The sequence below is a fragment of the Chryseoglobus sp. 28M-23 genome, assembly GCF_014789785.1.
Taxonomy (GTDB): domain Bacteria; phylum Actinomycetota; class Actinomycetes; order Actinomycetales; family Microbacteriaceae; genus Microcella; species Microcella indica.
The window spans coordinates 1,558,894-1,577,177 of the sequence record NZ_CP061846.1 but is presented as its reverse complement, the minus strand read 5'-3'; the positions used below and the strand labels follow the sequence as shown (position 1 = coordinate 1,577,177).

Sequence of the window (18,284 nt, the reverse complement as noted above, 5' to 3'; positions counted from 1 at the left end):
GAACCGAGAGTGATCCATGAGCGAGTTCTCCACCGTCCCTGCCCTGACGCTGCTGCCCGCGGTGGACGTCTCCGGAGGCAAGGCTGTGCGACTCACCCAGGGTGAGGCGGGCACCGAGACGAACTACGGCGACCCGATCGACGCCGCGCACGAGTGGGCCGACCAGGGTGCGGAGTGGATCCACCTCGTCGACCTCGACGCGGCTTTCGGTCGCGGCAACAATCGCGCGATCATCAAGAAGGTCGTCAAGACCACGCCCAAGCGCGTCAACATCGAGCTCTCCGGTGGCATCCGCGACGACGCGAGCCTCGAGGCGGCGCTCGCGACGGGCGCGAAGCGCATCAACCTCGGCACCGCGGCTCTCGAGAACCCCGAGTGGGCGGCGCACGTCATCGCCGAGTACGGCGAGGCGATCGCAGTCGGCCTCGACGTGCGCGGCACGACGCTCGCGGCGCGCGGCTGGACGGAGGAGGGCGGCGACCTGTGGGCCGTGCTCGAGCGCCTCGAGCTAGCCGGCTGCGCCCGCTACGTCGTCACCGACGTGACGAAGGACGGCACGCTCAAGGGCCCGAACCTCGACCTGCTGCGCTCCGTCATGGAGCACACGCACCGACCCGTCATCGCCTCGGGCGGCGTCTCGAGCCTCGACGACATCGCCGCGCTGCGCGAGCTCGTGCCGCTCGGCCTCGAGGGCACGATCGTGGGCAAGGCGCTGTACGCGGGCGCGTTCACCCTGCCCGAAGCACTCGACGTCGCGGGTCGCTAGAGCCGAGCATCCCGTGTCGCCCTCGCAGCACGATTCGGCCGGCCAGCCCTGGGAGGGGCGGCACTTCGAGCCGAACCCGAACGCGCAGGACGACGGCAGCGCACCGCCCGAGTTCCTCGAGATCGTCGCCGACCTGCGCGAGGGCCGCGCGAGTCTGCGCGAGGTCGTCGACGTCGTGCGCGAGTGCCGATTCCTCATCCCGCTCGTCGCCGTGGCGGGAGAGACGGGGCGCAGCGAGACCGGCCGAACGATCGACAAGTCTCAAGAGCTCTCGATCATCACCGTGAGCGGGCCGGACGGCCGCGCGATCCTGCCCGTGTTCTCCTCGGTCGCAGCCATGACCCACTGGCGGCCGGATGCCCGGCCGGTGCCGGCCGACGCGGTGCGCGTCGCCCTCGCCGCCGCCTCCGAGAACACCGACCGCATCGTCATCGATGCCCGCGGCGAGACCGAGCTCGTGCTGCCGCGCCCCGCCGTGTGGGCGATCGCGCAGCAGGCGCCGTGGGTGCCCGCCGTCGAGGACGACGCCGTGCTCGAGGCGATCGCCCGCCCGGCCGAAGCACACCCCGAGGTGTGGGCCGCGAGCCTCATCGCCGGTGACCCGCTCGGCCGCGGCACCGAGCCGGAGGTCATCGTGCGCCTCGCGATCGAGCCGGGGCTTGCCCCCGAGCGCCTGCGCGACATCGTGGGCGCGCTCAGTGCGGCCTGGGCGGCGGATGCGACCGTCGCCGAGCGCATCGACTCGCTCTCGGTGCAGCCGATCGCCGCTCGCGCTAGCTGACGGCGCCCGTGTACTTCTCGCCCGGCCCCTGCCCGGGGGCGTCGGGGAACGGGGAGGCCTCGCGGAAGGCGAGCTGCACCGAGCGCAGGCCGTCGCGCAGCACGCGTGCGTGGTGGTCGCCGAGCTCGGGAGCCGCGGCCGTGATGAGGCCGGCCAGGGCGGTGATCAGTTTGCGAGCCTCGGCGAGGTCGCGCTCGGCCTCGCCGTTCTCGGAGAGCCCGCACTTGACGGCGGCGGCGCTCAGGAGGTGCACGCTGACCGTGTTGATGATCTCGACGGCGGGAACGTCGGCGATGTCGCGCGACGGATCGGCCATCACGGTCGGGTCAACAGGCAGGGGGGATGAGTCGCTCATGGAACCTCTCGAAACGACCCCGCGCACCCGGACGGTGACGAACGGGGCGGGGTGCTGGTAGTCTGATGCGGGCTCCGGGGCCTGAACCCCGGTACGAAAGTGGAGAATCTCCCACCCGCGCTTGACCGCTTCATTAGGTTACCGGGTTGCATCACCCCGCTCGACGGACTCCTCGGAGGCCGCGCGAGGACCGCGGGTGGTAGTGGCTGTGCGCCACGGAAGCTCTCCTCTCTCGGAACGGCCGGGCTCGACGCCCGCCGGTCGCCACCCATTGTCACGAAGAGGAGAATCGCATCAGCGAACCGAGAACGAATGACCGCATCCGCGTCCCCGAGGTCCGACTCGTCGGGCCGGGAGGCGAGCAGGTCGGCGTCGTCAAGATGGAGGTGGCCTTGCGCTTGGCGCAGGAGGCCGACCTCGACCTCGTCGAGGTCGCGCCCAACTCGAAGCCGCCCGTCGTCAAGATCATGGACTACGGCAAGTTCAAGTACGAGGCCGCTCAGAAGGCGAAGGAAGCGCGTCGCAACCAGGCGAACACGATCCTCAAGGAGGTTCGCTTCCGCCTGAAGATCGACTCGCACGACTACGAGACGAAGCGCAAGCGCGCCGAGGGCTTCCTCAAGGCCGGCGACAAGGTCAAGGCCATGATCCTGTTCCGCGGCCGCGAGCAGTCCCGCCCCGAGCAGGGTGTGCGCCTGCTCCAGCGATTCGCCGAGGACGTCGCCGAGTACGGCGTCGTGGAGAACACCCCCACGATCGACGGTCGCAACATGGTCATGATCATCGGACCGCTCAAGAACAAGTCAGACGCGAAGGCCGAGGCCAACGCGACCCGCGCCGCGCGCAAGGCGGAGGCGACAGCCGCCAAGGCTCCGGCCAAGGCGGCGGCCCAGGAGAAGTCCGCCGCCGCCGACCCCACGACAACCACGGAAGACTGAGCGCAGCAGAGCGCTGCGCGACACGGAAGAAGAGGAAACACCCATGCCCAAGCAGAAGACGCACTCCGGTGCCAAGAAGCGCTTCAAGCTGACCGGCTCCGGCAAGGTCATGAAGCAGGGCGCCGGTATGCGCCACAACCTGGAGAAGAAGTCGAGCGAGGTGACGCGTCGCCTCAACCGCGAGGTCGTCCTCGCGCCGGCCGACGCCAAGGTCATCAAGAAGCTCATCGGCAAGAAGAAGTAAGACCCGAGACGAAACCGAAGGACTGAAGAAATGGCAAGAGTCAAGCGGGCTGTCAACGCCCACAAGAAGCGTCGGGTCATCCTTGAGCGCGCCGAGGGCTACCGCGGTCAGCGGTCGCGCCTGTACCGCAAGGCGAAGGAGCAGGTCACCCACTCCCTCGTCTACGCGTACCGTGACCGTCGCGCCAAGAAGGGCGAGTTCCGTCGCCTCTGGATCCAGCGCATCAACGCCGCTGCCCGCCAGAACGGCATGACCTACAACCGGCTCATCCAGGGTCTCGGCCTCGCCGGGGTCGAGGTCGACCGTCGCATGCTCGCCGAGCTCGCGGTCAACGAGCCCACCGCGTTCGCCTCGCTCGTCGAGACTGCGCGTCAGGCGCTCCCGGCCGACACCTCGGCACCGAAGAGCCCCGCGGCCTGAGCGTCAGGCACGTGTGCCCCGCGGCCTGAGTCAGGCCCGCACGCACCGCACCGACGGCGCGTCCCCAGCACTGGGGGCGCGCCGTCGTCGTGTTCGCGGCCTGCTTCACCGGTCGTTCACTCGCGCGTGGCTAGCATGGCGCTCATGATCGACAACCCGCGCTCTCCGCGCGTGCGCGCCGCGGCCAAGCTGGCCAAGAAGAACCAGCGCGCCGAGACCGGGCTGTTCCTGCTCGAGGGCCCGCAGGCAGTCGCGGAGGCCCTGCGCTTCCACCCCGAGCTCATCCGCGATCTCTTCATGACGACCGCGGCGATCGACCGCCACTCCACCCTCGCGCGCACCGCCGCCGCCGCGGGTGTCGAGGTCGAGGCCGTGAGCGAGGCCGTCCTCGATGCGATCGCCGACACCGTCACCCCGCAGGGCGTCGTCGCGGTATGCCGGCAGTTCCCTCTCGCGCTCGACGAGCTGCTCGAGCGCGACCTGCGCCTCGTCGCCGTGCTCGACGAGGTGCGCGACCCGGGCAACGCGGGAACGATCATCCGGGTCGCGGATGCCACGGGCGCCGACGCCGTCATTCTCACCGGAACCAGCGTCGACGTCTTCAACCCGAAGGCTGTGCGCGCGACGACCGGTTCCCTCTTCCACCTTCCCGTCGTCGTCGGCGTGCCGCTCGAGTCGACGCTCAGCCGATTGCGGGAGCGGGGGATGCGCGTGCTCGCCGCGGACGTCTCCGGTGACGACCTGCTCGCCGTGCGCTCCGACGGTCACCTCGACGGGCCGACCGCGTGGCTGTTCGGCAACGAGGCACGCGGGCTGACCTCCGAGCAGCTCGAGCTCGCCGACCGTGCGGTCATCGTGCCCATCTACGGGCACGCCGAGTCGCTCAACCTTGCCACGGCCGCCGCCGTATGCCTCTACGAGAGCGCCTTCGCCCTGCGCGCGTGAGCCGAGTGTGTCGCGCAGGTCACGGTTGCGCGTCATATAGACGGACCAGTTGACCCTCGTATAGGGGGTGTGCTTGGGTGAGGCATGGCAGACCTGGTCGAACTGCAGAATGTGAACAAGCACTTCGGCGAACTGCATGTTCTCAAGGACATCTCGACGACGGTCGCGCGCGGCGAGGTCGTTGTCGTCATCGGCCCGAGCGGCTCGGGCAAGTCGACCCTGTGCCGCGCGATCAACCGGCTCGAGACCATCGACAGCGGCACCATCAGCATCGACGGCGTCGAGTTGCCCGCCGAAGGCGCGGGGCTCGCGAAGCTGCGCGCCGATGTCGGCATGGTCTTCCAGTCGTTCAACCTCTTCGCCCACAAGACCGTTCTCGAGAACGTGACGCTGGGGCCCCGTCGAGTGCGCGGTCTTTCCCGACGTGAGGCGGACGAGCGCGGCTGGGCGCTCCTCGAGCGCGTCGGTGTCGACAATCAGGCGAACAAGATGCCGGCACAGCTTTCCGGAGGCCAGCAGCAGCGCGTGGCGATCGCGCGAGCGCTCGCGATGGAGCCCAAGCTCATCCTGCTCGACGAACCGACGTCGGCCCTCGACCCCGAGATGATCAACGAGGTGCTCGACGTCATGGTCGGGCTGGCCAAAGACGGCATGACCATGGTCGTCGTCACTCACGAGATGGGGTTCGCGAGGAAGGCGGCCGACCGCGTTCTCTTCATGGCGGAGGGCGAGATCGTCGAGGAGGCGACGCCCGAGACCTTCTTCACGGCACCGACGACGGCACGCGCGAAGGAATTCCTGTCGAAGATCCTCACCCACTAGCGCTGGGTGGGCACCACCCGGTGGTCGACCGATCACCGAGCACAGCAACAACGAGGGGGAAACATGAGAGTCACCAAGGGACTGCTGATGTCGGCCATGGCCGTGACGGGTGCGCTCGCGCTCGCCGGCTGCGTCGACTCGAGCACACCGGTCGACGAGCCGGACGTCGCCGAGGAGGTCGAGTTCGAGGCGGGCACGACGATGGCCGCACTCAACGAGGCCGGAGCGATCACGATCGGCACGAAGTTCGACCAGCCGCTCTTCGGCCTCGCGGGGCCCGACGGCGACCCCGTCGGCTTCGACGTCGAGATCGGCAAGATCATCGCCGCCGAGCTGGGCATCGAGCCGAGCGGCATCACGTGGATCGAGACGGTCTCGGCCAACCGCGAGCCGTTCATCCAGAACGGGGAGGTCGACATCGTCGTGGCGACTTACACGATCAATGACACGCGCAAGGAGGTAATCTCCTTCGCGGGCCCGTACTACGAGGCCGGACAGGATCTGCTGGTGCCCGCCGGCAACCCCGAGGGGATCATGGGGCCTGAGGACCTCGCCGACAAGGTGGTGTGCACCGTGACAGGGTCCACCTCCGAGGTCAATATCAGCGAGTACGAGACCGCCGACGTGCTCACGACCGACCAGTACTCCTCGTGCCTCGAGCCCCTGCGCACCGGCGCAGCTCAGGCGCTCACGACCGACAACGTGATCCTCGCCGGGCTCGCTGATCAGTCGGAAGGCGAGTTCGAGGTCGTCGGCAACCCCTTCACCTCTGAGCCCTACGGCATCGGGCTGGCTCTCGACGATGACGTGTTCCGCGACTGGATCAACGACGTGCTCGAGGCCGCGTACGAGGACGGCCGCTGGGCCGCCGCGTGGGAGGGGACCGCGGGCAGCGTGCTGGAGACGCCGGAGCCGCCGGCCGTCGACCGCTACTAGGTCCCATCGACACGGCTGTGCGGGGGTCGGTGCTCGGAGCACCCGAGCACCGGCACCCTGCACAGCACCCGCGCTGAGCGCGGTCGACCCTCCGGAGACGGGAGCACATGAGCGCCATCATCGAGAACTTCCCCCAGCTGGTGGAAGCCTTCCTCGGCACCCTGAGCCTGCTCGTGCTCTCCGGGCTCGGTGCGCTCGCGATCGGCATCGTGATCGCGGGCATGCGCATCTCGCCCGCGCCTCCGTTGCGCGCGTTCGCAACCGTCTACACCGAGCTGCTGCGCAACACCCCGCTCACTCTCGTCCTGTTCTTCTGCGCGACGCTGCTGCCGTATCTGCAGTTCTTCCCCGGCTACTACCCGCTCGCAGTTCTCGGGCTCACCCTCTACACCTCGCCGTTCGTCGCGGAGGCGCTACGCTCCGGCATCAACGGCGTCGCCGTCGGCCAGGCCGAGGCGGCGCGCAGCATCGGGCTCACCTTCGGGCAGACGCTCCGCATCGTGATCCTGCCGCAGGCGTTGCGGATGGTCGTTCCGCCGCTCATCAACGTTCTCATCGCGCTCACGAAGAACACCTCGGTCGCCGGGGCCTTCTTCGTCTTCGAGCTCTTCGCCGCGGCGCGCACGCTCGCGAACGCGCGCGGTGACGCCGTCATCACCATTCTCCTGGGAGTCGCCGCCTTCTACCTGCTCATCACCGTGCCCCTCGGCCTCATCGCGGGCCGGGTCGAGAAGAAGGTGGCGGTGCTGCGATGACGGTCTCCGTGCTCTACGACGTTCCCGGCCCGAAGGCGCGGCGTCGCTCCGTCATGACGTCGATCGTCGGCACTATCGCCATCGTCGCCGGGCTCGCGTGGCTCATCGCGACGCTCGCCGGTGAGCGCACGACAGTCGCGGGCGCCACCCTGCCCGGCCTCTTCGACCCGAGCCGGTGGGATATCTTCAACGACATCGTCGTGTGGCGCAGCCTCGGCGAAGGCGCGCTCAACACGCTCGCCATGGCCGGCGCCGCCGCCGCGCTCGCCCTCGTCGTCGGGGTGCTGTTCTCCTTCGGCCGCACCGCCGCGAGCCCCGGGATACGCGTGCCCGTCGCGGTCCTGCTCGAATTCTTCCGCGGCATGCCCGTGCTGCTCATGATGCTGTTCGCCCTCCTCGTGTTCTCCACGGGCACCTACTGGGCGGGGGTCACCGCTCTCGCGCTCTACAACGGCGCGATCATCGGCGAAGCGCTCCGGGCGGGTATCAGTGCTCTGCCCTCCGGTCAGCGCGAGGCTGGGCTCTCCCTCGGGCTGACTCCCGTCGCCACACGATTCCTTATCGAGTTCCCTCAGGCATTCCGCACCATGCTGCCGATCATCGTGGCCCAGCTCGTGGTGCTGCTCAAAGACACCTCGCTCGCCTACATCGTGGGGTACAGCGAACTGCTGCGCACCGGCCAGAACCTCACCCAGTTCTTCGGCAATCGCTACGCGTTCTCGTTCTTCTTCATCGTGCTCGCGATGTACCTGGCCATGAACCTCCTGCTCTCCTGGGTCGCGCGCATCATCTCCCACCGCACGTCGTCCCGGGGCGGCGCTCTCGTAGCCGCCGATGCGAGCGCCGAGCAACTCCCGGAGGGCGTCGGCGGCGTCGACGCGGGCGAGGCGTCGGGGCGGTAGCCCACGGCCACTAAACTCGGTGCTTGTGTCAGAACCGAGCCCCATCTCCGAGTCCGCTGTCGAGGCGGCTGTCGAGGCGGCGCTCGCCGCGGTCGCCGGCGCCGACGACACTGCCGCGCTCAAGGCGGCCAAGTCGGCCCACGCGGGGGAGGCCTCGCCGCTCGCCCAGCTCAACGCCCGACTGCGCGAGGTGCCCGCCGAGCAGAAGGCCGAGCTCGGCAAGCTCGTCGGCCAGGCTCGCGGCCGCGTCGCCCAGGCGATCAGCGCGCGCGAGGGCGAGCTCGCCGTCGCGGAGGAGCAGGCGAGGCTCGCGGCCGAGACCCTCGACGTCACGGCGGTTCCCGCCTTGCGGGCACAGGGTGCCCGCCATCCGCTCACCGCGCTCATGGAGCAGATGAGCGACATCTTCATCGGCATGGGCTGGGAGGTCGCGGAGGGGCCCGAGCTCGAGAACGAGTGGTTCAACTTCGACGCCCTCAACTTCGACCCCGACCACCCCGCGCGGGCGATGCAGGACACCTTCTTCATCGACCCGGTCGAGCGCCACCTCGTGCTGCGCACGCACACGAGCCCCGTGCAGGTGCGCTCGCTGCTGGACCGCGGCGTGCCGCTCTACGTCGTCGCCCCCGGTCGGGTGTTCCGCACCGACGAGCTCGACGCGACGCACACGCCCGTCTTCCACCAGATGGAGGGCATCGCGATCGACAGGGGGCTCACGATGGCGCACTTGCGCGGCACGCTCGAGCACCTCGCCCGCGCCCTCTTCGGCGAGGGCGCGCGCATCCGCCTGCGCCCCAGCTACTTCCCCTTCACCGAGCCGAGCGCCGAGCTCGACGTCTGGCACCCCACCTTCAAGGACGGCGCGCGCTGGATCGAGTGGGGCGGCTGCGGCATGGTCAACCCCAACGTGCTGCGCGCGGCGGGCATCGACCCCGACGAGTACCAGGGCTTCGCCTTCGGCATGGGCATCGAGCGCACGCTCATGTTCCGCAACGACGTGAAAGACATGCGCGACATGGTCGAGGGCGATATTCGCTTCTCGCAGCAGTTCGGGATGGTGGTCTGATGCGCGTACCGCTCAGCTGGCTGCGCGAGTTCGTCGAGGTTCCCGCCTCCGGCGACCCGCTCGAGGATGCCGCGCACGTGCACGCCGCCCTCGTGCGCGTCGGGCTCGAGGAAGAGGACGTCCACGGCGTTCCCCTCACGGGGCCGATCGTCGTGGGCGAGGTGCTCGAGTTCGTCGAGGAGCCGCAGTCGAACGGCAAGACGATCCGCTGGTGCCAGGTGCGCACGGGCACGCTGCCCGACGGCGAGCCCGAGGTGCACGGCATCGTGTGCGGGGCCCCCAACTTCCACGTCGGCGACAAGGTCGTCGTCTCGCTGCCCGGTTCGGTGCTGCCCGGCCCCTTCCCGATCTCGGCCCGCAAGACCTACGGCCACGTCTCCGACGGCATGATCGCCTCGGCCCGCGAGCTCGGCCTGGGGGAGGAGCACGACGGCATCCTGCGCCTGGCCGAGCTCGACCTCGACCCCGAGGTGGGCACCGACGCGATCGCGCTCCTCGGGCTCGATGACGTCGCCGTCGAGGTCAACGTCACCCCCGACCGCGGCTACACGCTCTCGCTGCGCGGCATCGCGCGCGAGTACGCCAACTCCACGGGGGCGGCCTTCCGCGATCCCGCGTCGAGTCTCGAGATCGGCGTCGGCGAGGGCTTCTCCGTCACGATCGACGACCAGGCGCCCGTGCGCGGCCGACGCGGCTGCGACGTGTTCGTCACGCGTGCCGTGCGCGGCATCGACCCGACGCGGCCGAGCCCGCCGTGGATGGTCGCGCGCCTGACGCTCGCGGGCATCCGGTCGATCTCCCTCGCGGTCGACATCACGAACTACGTCATGCTCGAGCTCGGCCAGCCGATTCACGCCTACGATCTCGCGCGCCTGCAGGGCGGCATCATCGTGCGTCGCGCGACGCCCGGCGAGACCCTCGTGACGCTCGACGACCAGTCGCGCACGCTCGACGCCGAAGACCTGCTCATCACCGACGGCTCCGGCCCCATCGGCATCGCCGGCGTCATGGGCGGCGCGAGCACCGAGGTGGGCGACGATACGACCGACGTCCTCATCGAGGCGGCGAACTTCGAGCCGGTCACGATCGCGCGCTCCGCGCGGCGCCACAAGCTGCCGAGCGAAGCATCCAAGCGCTTCGCCCGCGGCGTCGACCCGCTCGTGGCCGAGGCGGCCGCGCAGCGCGTCGTCGACCTGCTCGTCGAACTCGCGGGCGGCACGGCTGTCGACCTCGGCTCCGCCTGGGTCGAGTCCACGCGCCCCGCGACGATCGACCTCGCCGAGGGCTACGTCGACGATCTCGTCGGCGTCGACTTCTCGCTCGACGAGATCACCGACTCCCTCGTCGCTGTCGGATGCTCGGTCTCACCGGGCGACGACGGCTGGCGCGTCACCCCGCCGAGCTGGCGCCCCGACCTCATCGACGCTCCCTCGCTCGCCGAAGAGGTCGCCCGCATCGTCGGCTACGACCGCATCCCCGCGCAGCTGCCCGTCGCGCCGCCCGGTCGCGGCCTCTCGCGGGGCCAGCGAGCGCGCCGCGCCATCGCCGACGCTCTCGCGGCGGCCGGACTCACCGAGGTGCTCGCCTACCCCTTCGTGAGCGCCGCAGACAACGCGCTCATGGTCGGCGACGAGCACGCGCAGGTGCGCCTCGCGAACGCGCTCGACGCCGAGGCGGCGCGCTTGCGCGTGAGCCTGCTGCCGGGCCTCGCCGACATCGCGCACCGCAACGTCTCGCGCGGTCTCACCGACCTCGCTCTCTTCGAGATCGGCACGGTGTTCCTGCCAGAGTCGGGCCGCGAGTACGGGGTCGCCGAGGTGCCGATCGGCACGCAGCGGCCCGCACCGGGCCCGCTCGCCGAGCTCGAGCAGAGCATCCCGCACCAGCCCTGGCATGTGAGCGCGCTCGTGCTCGGCGATCGGCGCCCGCGCGGTGTCGGCCAGACCGCGGAGCCCGCAGGGCTCGCGGATGTGCTCGACGCGGCGCACCGCATCGCCGCCGTGGTCGGAGTGAGCCTCGCGGTCGAGACCGGCAGCCACCCCGCGCTGCACCCCGGCCGCACGGCGGCGCTGCTCGTCGACGGCGAGCAGGTCGGTCTCGCCGGCGAGCTGCTGCCCGCCGTCGCGATCGAGCGCGACCTGCCGAGACGGGTCGGCGTGCTCGAGCTCGACCTGAACCGCCTGCTCGTCCTCAGCACGGGCCAGGTGGCGGCAGGCGTCATCGCCGGCTACCCGGCCGCGACGCAGGACCTCTCGGTCGTCGTTCCCCTCGAGACGCCCGCGGGTGCCGTGCGCTCCGCGATCGTCGAGGGTGCCGGAGCGCTACTCGAAGAGGCAGTTCTCGTCGACGACTACCGCGGTGAGGGTCTCGAGCCGGGCACGAAGTCGATCACGTTCTCGCTGCGGTTCCGCGCGACCGACCGCACGCTCACGGCGGCGGAGGCGACCGAGGCGAAGACCGCCGGGCTCGCCGTCGCGACCGAGCGATTCGGCGCGCAGCTGCGCGCCTGACCGCCGTCGCGGCCCGTCGCCGAGGACCGGCACGGCGCCCGCCCGCACCCCGGCGGGCGCAAAACCTGGAAAGCTGGAGGACATGACTGTCTCGATCGCCGTCGCAGGAGCCAGCGGATACGCCGGCGGGGAGGTGCTGCGCCTGCTCGCCGACCACCCCGGTGTCGAGGTGACGACCGTCACGGCGCACAGCAACGCGGGCCAGCGCCTCATCGACGTGCAGCCGCACCTGCGCTCCCTCGACCACCTGACCTTCGCCGAGACGACGCCCGAGGTACTCGCGGGGCACGACGCCGTCGTGCTCGCCCTGCCGCACGGCGCCTCGGGCGCCGTCGCCGCGTCGCTGCCCGAGAGCACGCTCGTGCTCGACTGCGGCGCCGACCACCGCCTCACGAGCGAGGCCGACTGGGAGCGCTTCTACGGCGGCGAGTACCACGGAGCGTGGACCTACGGGCTGCCCGAGCTGCTGCACGCCGACGGCACCCGCCACCGCGAGCACCTCAGCGGCGCTCGGCGCATCGCCGTACCGGGGTGCAACGTGACCGCCGTGACGCTCGGCCTGGCCCCGGGCATCCGCAGCGAGGTCATCGAGCCCGCCGACCTCACCGCCGCGCTCGCCGTGGGCCCCTCGGGCGCCGGCCGCGCCCTCAAGACCATGCTTCTCGGCAGCGAGCTCATGGGCTCGGCCTCGCCCTACGCGGTCGGCGGCACGCACCGGCACATCCCGGAGATCCTGCAGAACCTCCGCGTCGCCGGCGCCGCGCACCCGAGCATCTCCTTCACGCCCGTGCTCGTGCCGATGAGCCGCGGCATCCTCGCCACGATCACGGCGCGCCTCGAACCGGGCGCCGACGCCTCGAGCGTGCGCTCGGCGTGGGAGTCGGCGTACTCCTCCGAGCCGTTCGTGCACGTTCTGCCCGAGGGCCACTTCCCCAAGACCGCCGACGTCGTGGGCGCGAACACCGCCCTCATCGGTCTCGCCGTCGATGAGGACGCCGGTCGCGTCGTCGTCGTCGTCGCGCTCGACAACCTCGTCAAGGGCACTGCCGGCGCTGCCGTGCAGTCCCTCAACCTCGCACTGGGCCTGCCCGAAGACCTCGGCCTGCCCCGGAACGGAGTCGCACCATGACCGTCACCGCCGCAGCCGGATTCGAGGCGGCGAGCGTCGCAGCCGGCCTCAAGTCGACGGGGGCCCTCGACCTCGCCCTGCTCGTCAACCGCGGGCCGAGCTCGGCTGGCGCCGCCGTGTTCACGAGCAACCGCGCGAAGGCGAACCCCATCATCTGGTCGCAGCAGGTGATCGCCGACGGTGACGTGCGCGCGATCGTGCTCAACTCCGGTGGCGCCAACTGCTTCACCGGGGCCCAGGGCTTCCAGACCACCCACGCGACGGCCGAGGCGGTCGCCGAGCACCTCGGCGTCGACGCGGGCGACGTGCTCGTGTGCTCGACGGGCCTCATCGGCGAGCAGCTCGACCGCGAGAAGCTGCTCACCGGCGTCGCGACGGCGGCCGGCGCGCTGACCACCGACGGCGGTGAGGACGCCGCTCGCGCGATCATGACGACCGACTCGGTGCCCAAGACGGTCACCGTCGAAGGCCCCGGCTACACAATCGGCGGCATGGCGAAAGGGGCAGGGATGCTCGCCCCCGGGCTCGCGACGATGCTCTCGGTCATCACGACCGACGCCGACCTGCCGGCCGCCGAGCTCGACCGCGCGCTGCGTGAGGCCACCCGCCTGACCTTCGACCGCCTCGACTCGGACGGCTGCATGTCGACCAACGATCAGGTGACGCTCATGGCGAGCGGAGCATCCGGCGTCACGCCCAGCACCGAGGAGTTCACGCTCCTCCTCGTCGACGCGTGCTCCTCGCTCGTGCTGCAGCTGCAGGCCGATGCGGAGGGCGCGAGCCACGACATCCAGATCCACGTGCACGGCGCCGCGAGCGAGGACGACGCCGTCGAGGTGGGCCGCTCCGTCGCGCGCAACAACCTCTTCAAGGCGGCCATCTTCGGCAACGACCCCAACTGGGGGCGCGTGCTCGCGGCGATCGGCACGACGAGCGCCGAGTTCGACCCCTACGCGGTCGACGTGACCATGAACGGCGTGCGCGTCTGCCACGCGGGCGGGCCGGATAGGCCGCGCGAGGAGGTCGACTTGAGCGACCGGGTCGTGAGCGTGCTCATCGAGCTCGGTGTCGGCGACGCGGCCGCGATGATCCTCACCAACGACCTCACCCACGACTACGTCCACGAGAACAGCGCATACTCCAGCTGATGACCACGACACACGACTCCGACGACTTCGCCCTCGCCGCCGAGAAGGCGGCCACCCTCATCGACGCGCTCCCGTGGCTGCAGACCTACCGCGACCGCATCGTGGTCATCAAGTTCGGCGGCAACGCCATGGTGACCCCCGAGCTGCAGCGCACCTTCGCCGAAGACATCGTCTTCATGCGCACGGCGGGCGTGCGCCCCGTCATCGTGCACGGTGGCGGCCCCCAGATCTCCTCCATGCTCGACCGCTTCAAGATCGAGAGCGACTTCCGAGGCGGTTACCGCTACACGAGCCCCGAGGCGATGGATGTTGTGCGCATGGTGCTCACGGGGCAGGTCAGCCCGGCCATCGTCAACCACATCAACGAGCACGGGCCTCTCGCGGCCGCGATCTCGGGGGAGGACGCCGGGCTCTTCCGCGGGCGCAAGCGCGGCGCGATGGTCGACGGCGAGGAGGTCGACCTGGGTCTCGTCGGTGACGTCGTGGGCGTCAACCCCGAGCCGGTCATCGCGCAGCTCGACGCCGACCGCATCCCGGTCGTCTCCTCGATCGCTCCTGATATCGACACTCCCGGGCAGTCGCTCAACGTCAACGCCGACTCGGCCGCCTCGGCGCTCGCCGTGGCCCTGAAGGCCGAGAAGCTCGTGATCCTCACCGACGTCGCGGGCCTCTACCGCGACTGGCCTGATCGCGACTCGCTCGTCTCGACGATCGCCGTGCCCGAGCTGCGTGAGCTGCTGCCGAGCCTCCAAGCCGGCATGATCCCCAAGATGGCCGCGTGCCTCGAAGCGGTCGAGGGCGGGGTCGCGAAGTCCGCGATCATCGACGGCCGCATCCCGCACTCGATCCTTCTCGAGATGTTCACCCAGAAGGGGATCGGCACGGAGGTGGTTCCATGAGTGCCGCTGACGGCGCGACCGACACGCACAGCGCGCCTCTTCCCATCACGGGCACACAGACCGAGGCGATGCGCGCACGCTTCGCACAGGTCGCCATGGCCTCCTCTCCGACGCCCTCCGCCGTGCTCGACCACGGCCGCGGCGCCCTCGTGTGGGATGTCGACGGGGCCGAGTACCTCGACTTCCTCGCCGGCATCGCCGTGAACGCCCTCGGCCACGCGCACCCCGCGGTCGTCGAGGCCGTGAGCACGCAGGCCGCCCGCGCGGTCCACGTGAGCAACTACTTCACGACCCCGCAGGCGATCGCCTTCGCCGAGCGCCTCGTGCGAGTGACGGGCATGGGCGAATCGGGCCGTGTCTACGTCGCCAACTCGGGTGCGGAGGCCAACGAGGCCGCGATCAAGCTCGCACGCCGCACCGGTCGGTCGCGCATCCTCGCCTTCGAGTCGGGCTTCCACGGCCGCACGATGGGCTCGCTCGCGCTCACCGGCAAGGCCGCGCTGCGCGAGCCGTTCGAGCCGCTCGTGCCCGGAGTCGAGCATCTGCCGACCGAGCTCGACGCTCTCGAGGCGGCCATGGGGCCGGATGTCGCCGCCGTCATCCTCGAGCCCATCAAGGGCGAGGCCGGCGTCGTGCCGCTTCCGCCCGGCTTCCTCGCGGCCGCCCGGGAGCTCACCACGGCGCACGGCGCACTGCTGATCCTCGACGAGATCCAGACCGGCGCGGGGCGCACAGGCGACTGGTTCGCCTTCCAGCACGCCGGCGAGCTGCCGGAGGGCGTGCTGCCCGACGCCATCGCGCTCGCCAAGGGCATCGGCGGGGGAGTGCCCATCGGCGCTCTCGTGACGACGGGCGCGGCGAGCGAGCTCTTCACGCTCGGCCAGCACGGCTCCACGTTCGGCGGCAACCCGCTCGCGACGGGCGTGGCCGATGCCGTGCTCGCGGAGATCGAGCGCGCCGACCTCGTGGCGAATGCCGCCAGGCGCGGCGAGCAGCTGCGGTCGGGCATCCTCGCTCTCGGCAGCGACCTCATCGTGGAGGTGCGCGGACGCGGCCTGCTGCTCGGCATCGAGCTCGCGGAGCCGATCGCGCCCGCGGTCGTCGGCCACGCGCTGCAGCGCGGGCTCATCGTCAACGCGACGGGCCCGACGACGGTGCGCCTCGCACCGCCGCTCATCATCGGCGATGCTGAGATCGACCGGTTCCTTACCGTCTTCGCCGCGAGCCTGGAGGCCGCCCGCCCATGACCGCACCCGCACCGCTCACGCGCCACTTCCTGCGCGACGACGACCTGTCGCCCGCCGAGCAGGCCGAGATTCTCGACCTCGCGGTCGAGCTCAAGCGCGACCGCTGGGCAACCCGCCCGCTCGAGGGCCCGCAGACGGTCGCCGTCATCTTCGACAAGTCGTCGACCCGCACGCGCGTCTCCTTCGCCGTCGGCATCGCCGACCTCGGCGGTCAGCCGCTCATCATCTCGACCGCGAACAGCCAGCTCGGCGGCAAGGAGACCCCGAGCGACACCGCGCGCGTGCTCGAGCGCATGGTCGCGGCGATCGCGTGGCGCACCTACGGGCAGGCGGGGCTCGAGGAGATGGCGAAGGGCACGACCGTGCCGGTCATCAATGCGCTGAGCGACGACTTCCACCCGTGCCAGCTGCTCGCCGACCTCCTCACGATCCGCGAGCACAAGGGCCACCTCGCCGGGCTCACGGTCGCCTTCCTGGGCGACGGCGCCGACAACATGGTGCACTCCTACCTGCTCGCGGGGGCGACGGCCGGCATGCACGTCCGGGTCGGCTGCCCCGCCGACTACCTGCCGAACGCGCAGGTCGTCGCCGATGCGACCGAGATCGCGCGCGCCACGGGCGGATCGATCGCGATCCTCACCGACCAGGTCGAGGCCGTCACAGGCGCCGACGTCGTCGTCACCGACACCTGGGTGTCCATGGGCAAGGAGGAGGAGAAGGTCGCGCGCGTCGCCGCCCTGAGCCCCTACAAGGTCGACACCGAGCTCATGGCGCTCGCGCAGCCCGACGCGATCTTCCTGCACTGCCTTCCCGCCGACCGGGGATACGAGGTCACCGCCGACGTCATCGACGGGCCGCAGAGCGTCATCTGGGACGAGAGCGAGAACCGCCTCCACGCGCAGAAGGCGCTCCTCGTGTGGCTGCTCGAGCGCGCCCAGGGCCGGGAGGCCTGACGTGGTGCGCGCGACGAACGAAGGATCGCTGTGGGGCGGCCGCTTCAGCGACGGCCCCTCGCCGGAGCTCGTGCGCCTGAGCCGCTCGACCCACTTCGACTGGCAGCTCGCCCCCTACGACCTCGCGGGGTCACGAGCACATGCCCGGGCTCTCGCGGCCGCGGGGTATCTGACCGAGGACGCGCTCACCCGCATGCTCGCGGGTCTCGACCGCCTCGAGGAGCGCTGGGCAGACGGCACCCTGCAGCCCCGCCCCGAGGATGAGGACGTGCACGGTGCGCTCGAGACCGCGCTCGTCGAGGAGGTCGGGCCCGAGCTCGGCGGCTCCCTGCGCGCCGGGCGCAGCCGCAACGACCAGATCGCGACGCTCATCCGCATGTTCCTGCGCGATCACGGCCGCGTGATCGCCCGCGACGTGCGCGCGCTCATCGAGGCGCTCGCCGGGCAGGCGGACGCGCATCCGGATGCGGTCATGCCGGGCCGCACTCACCTGCAGCACGCGCAGCCGATCCTGCTCGCGCACCACCTGCTCGCCCATGCGTGGCCTCTCGTGCGCGACCTCGAGCGGCTGCGCGACTGGTGGGAGCGCGCGAACCGCTCGCCCTATGGCGCCGGGGCCCTCGCGGGCTCCTCGCTCGGGCTCGACCCGGGGCTCGTCGCCGCGGACCTCGGCTTCGCCGGCCCGGCCGAGAACTCGACCGACGCCACGGCGGCGCGCGACCTCGTGGCCGAATTCCTGTACATCGCAGCGCAGCTCGGGGTGGACCTCTCGCGGCTGTCCGAGGAGATCATCTTCTGGAACACCCACGAGGTCGGATTCGTGACGCTGCACGACGGCTACTCGACGGGGTCGTCGATCATGCCGCAGAAGAAGAACCCCGACATCGCCGAGCTCGCGCGCGGCAAGTCGGGGCGCCTCATCGGTGACCTCACGGGCCTGCTCACGACCCTCAAGGGCCTCCCGCTCGCCTACAACCGCGACCTGCAGGAGGACAAAGAGCCTGTCTTCGACGCCGTCGAGACTCTCGAGGTGCTGCTGCCGGCCTTCACGGGCATGGTCGCGACCCTGCGCTTCGATACCGAGCGGATGGCCGAGCTCGCCCCGGCGGGGTTCTCCCTGGCCACCGATGTCGCCGACTGGCTCGTGCGGCAGGGTGTGCCGTTCCGCGAGGCGCACGAGGTCTCCGGCGCGCTCGTCGCGCACTGCGAGCGGCACGGCCTCGAGTTGCACGAGCCGAGCGACGACGAGTACGCGTCGATCGATGCGCGGCTGACGCCCGAGGTGCGGGCGGTGCTCACCGTGGAGGGCTCGATCGCCTCGCGCTCGGGCGCGGGCGGCACGGCCCCGAGCGCGGTCGCGGCGCAGCGAGCTCACCTCGACGAGCGCCTCGCCGCCCTGCCCGACTGACCCGCGTGCGCCCCGAGCTCGAGCTCCTGCGGGGCGACCCGCTCGACGTCGCGCCGCGCG

19 protein-coding genes are annotated in these 18,284 nt (G+C 70.9%); 18 read left to right on the top strand and 1 reads right to left on the bottom strand.

The window, feature by feature from the left end:
• Positions 1 to 16: 16 nt before the first annotated feature.
• Both priA and IE160_RS07690 read left to right on the top strand, forming a co-directional pair.
• A complete protein-coding gene (priA, locus tag IE160_RS07695; RefSeq protein WP_152582749.1) occupies positions 17 to 766 on the top strand; it encodes a bifunctional 1-(5-phosphoribosyl)-5-((5-phosphoribosylamino)methylideneamino)imidazole-4-carboxamide isomerase/phosphoribosylanthranilate isomerase PriA in 750 nt (249 codons plus the stop codon).
• 13 nt (positions 767 to 779) lie between these two features.
• The gene (locus tag IE160_RS07690; protein WP_179872067.1) at positions 780 to 1,547 is read left to right on the top strand and encodes an SseB family protein; all 768 of its coding nucleotides are present in this window, start codon (positions 780 to 782) and stop codon (positions 1,545 to 1,547) included.
• On the opposite strand, the gene IE160_RS07685 is transcribed toward IE160_RS07690, so the two are convergent.
• Positions 1,540 to 1,902: a DUF1844 domain-containing protein gene (locus tag IE160_RS07685; RefSeq protein ID WP_179872066.1), complete on the bottom strand. Its 363-nt coding sequence runs from the start codon at positions 1,900 to 1,902 to the stop codon at positions 1,540 to 1,542. The genes IE160_RS07690 and IE160_RS07685 overlap by 8 nt on opposite strands.
• Before the next feature lie 293 nt (positions 1,903 to 2,195).
• Here IE160_RS07685 and infC point away from each other — a divergent pair, with 293 nt between their 5' ends.
• The 16 genes from infC (at position 2,196) to argH (ending at position 18,224) form a co-directional block, all read left to right on the top strand.
• On the top strand, positions 2,196 to 2,840 hold the full coding sequence (infC, locus tag IE160_RS07680) for a translation initiation factor IF-3 (protein ID WP_179873933.1): 645 nt from the start codon (positions 2,196 to 2,198) through the stop codon (positions 2,838 to 2,840).
• Between the two features lie 43 nt (positions 2,841 to 2,883).
• Positions 2,884 to 3,084, top strand: coding sequence for a 50S ribosomal protein L35 (gene rpmI / locus IE160_RS07675; protein ID WP_100822555.1), 201 nt, complete (start codon positions 2,884 to 2,886; stop codon positions 3,082 to 3,084).
• Positions 3,085 to 3,114: 30 nt separating this feature from the next.
• Entirely contained in the window at positions 3,115 to 3,504 is a 390-nt protein-coding gene (gene rplT, locus IE160_RS07670; protein ID WP_152582746.1) for a 50S ribosomal protein L20, read from the top strand.
• A gap of 144 nt (positions 3,505 to 3,648) precedes the next feature.
• Positions 3,649 to 4,449, top strand: a complete 801-nt coding sequence (locus IE160_RS07665) for a TrmH family RNA methyltransferase (RefSeq protein ID WP_179872065.1) — start codon at positions 3,649 to 3,651, stop codon at positions 4,447 to 4,449.
• Positions 4,450 to 4,533: 84 nt separating this feature from the next.
• Entirely contained in the window at positions 4,534 to 5,271 is a 738-nt protein-coding gene (locus IE160_RS07660) for an amino acid ABC transporter ATP-binding protein (RefSeq protein ID WP_281363092.1), read from the top strand.
• A 63-nt stretch (positions 5,272 to 5,334) separates the two neighbouring features.
• Positions 5,335 to 6,207, top strand: a complete 873-nt coding sequence (locus tag IE160_RS07655) for a glutamate ABC transporter substrate-binding protein (protein ID WP_179872064.1) — start codon at positions 5,335 to 5,337, stop codon at positions 6,205 to 6,207.
• Between the two features lie 107 nt (positions 6,208 to 6,314).
• Complete coding sequence (locus tag IE160_RS07650) at positions 6,315 to 6,962, top strand: amino acid ABC transporter permease (protein WP_191150705.1); 648 nt, start codon at positions 6,315 to 6,317, stop codon at positions 6,960 to 6,962.
• Positions 6,959 to 7,864 carry an amino acid ABC transporter permease gene (locus IE160_RS07645; RefSeq protein ID WP_191150704.1) on the top strand — a complete coding sequence of 302 codons (906 nt, stop codon included), beginning with the start codon at positions 6,959 to 6,961 and terminating at the stop codon, positions 7,862 to 7,864. The genes IE160_RS07650 and IE160_RS07645 overlap by 4 nt, the downstream gene beginning before the upstream one ends.
• Before the next feature lie 25 nt (positions 7,865 to 7,889).
• Positions 7,890 to 8,930 carry a phenylalanine--tRNA ligase subunit alpha gene (gene pheS / locus IE160_RS07640; RefSeq protein WP_179872061.1) on the top strand — a complete coding sequence of 347 codons (1,041 nt, stop codon included), beginning with the start codon at positions 7,890 to 7,892 and terminating at the stop codon, positions 8,928 to 8,930.
• Entirely contained in the window at positions 8,930 to 11,440 is a 2,511-nt protein-coding gene (pheT, locus tag IE160_RS07635) for a phenylalanine--tRNA ligase subunit beta (protein WP_191150703.1), read from the top strand. The genes pheS and pheT overlap by 1 nt, the downstream gene beginning before the upstream one ends.
• 82 nt (positions 11,441 to 11,522) lie before the next feature.
• On the top strand, positions 11,523 to 12,569 hold the full coding sequence (argC, locus tag IE160_RS07630; protein ID WP_191150702.1) for an N-acetyl-gamma-glutamyl-phosphate reductase: 1,047 nt from the start codon (positions 11,523 to 11,525) through the stop codon (positions 12,567 to 12,569).
• Complete coding sequence (gene argJ, locus IE160_RS07625; protein ID WP_191150701.1) at positions 12,566 to 13,717, top strand: bifunctional glutamate N-acetyltransferase/amino-acid acetyltransferase ArgJ; 1,152 nt, start codon at positions 12,566 to 12,568, stop codon at positions 13,715 to 13,717. The genes argC and argJ overlap by 4 nt, the downstream gene beginning before the upstream one ends.
• Positions 13,717 to 14,616, top strand: a complete 900-nt coding sequence (gene argB, locus IE160_RS07620) for an acetylglutamate kinase (protein ID WP_179872057.1) — start codon at positions 13,717 to 13,719, stop codon at positions 14,614 to 14,616. Before argJ ends, argB begins: the two co-directional genes overlap by 1 nt.
• A gap of 68 nt (positions 14,617 to 14,684) precedes the next feature.
• On the top strand, positions 14,685 to 15,863 hold the full coding sequence (locus IE160_RS07615; RefSeq protein ID WP_179873931.1) for an acetylornithine transaminase: 1,179 nt from the start codon (positions 14,685 to 14,687) through the stop codon (positions 15,861 to 15,863).
• Positions 15,860 to 16,816 carry an ornithine carbamoyltransferase gene (gene argF / locus IE160_RS07610; RefSeq protein ID WP_191150700.1) on the top strand — a complete coding sequence of 319 codons (957 nt, stop codon included), beginning with the start codon at positions 15,860 to 15,862 and terminating at the stop codon, positions 16,814 to 16,816. The genes IE160_RS07615 and argF overlap by 4 nt, the downstream gene beginning before the upstream one ends.
• A gap of 1 nt (position 16,817) precedes the next feature.
• Positions 16,818 to 18,224, top strand: coding sequence for an argininosuccinate lyase (gene argH, locus IE160_RS07605; protein WP_191150699.1), 1,407 nt, complete (start codon positions 16,818 to 16,820; stop codon positions 18,222 to 18,224).
• Positions 18,225 to 18,284: the final 60 nt, after the last annotated feature.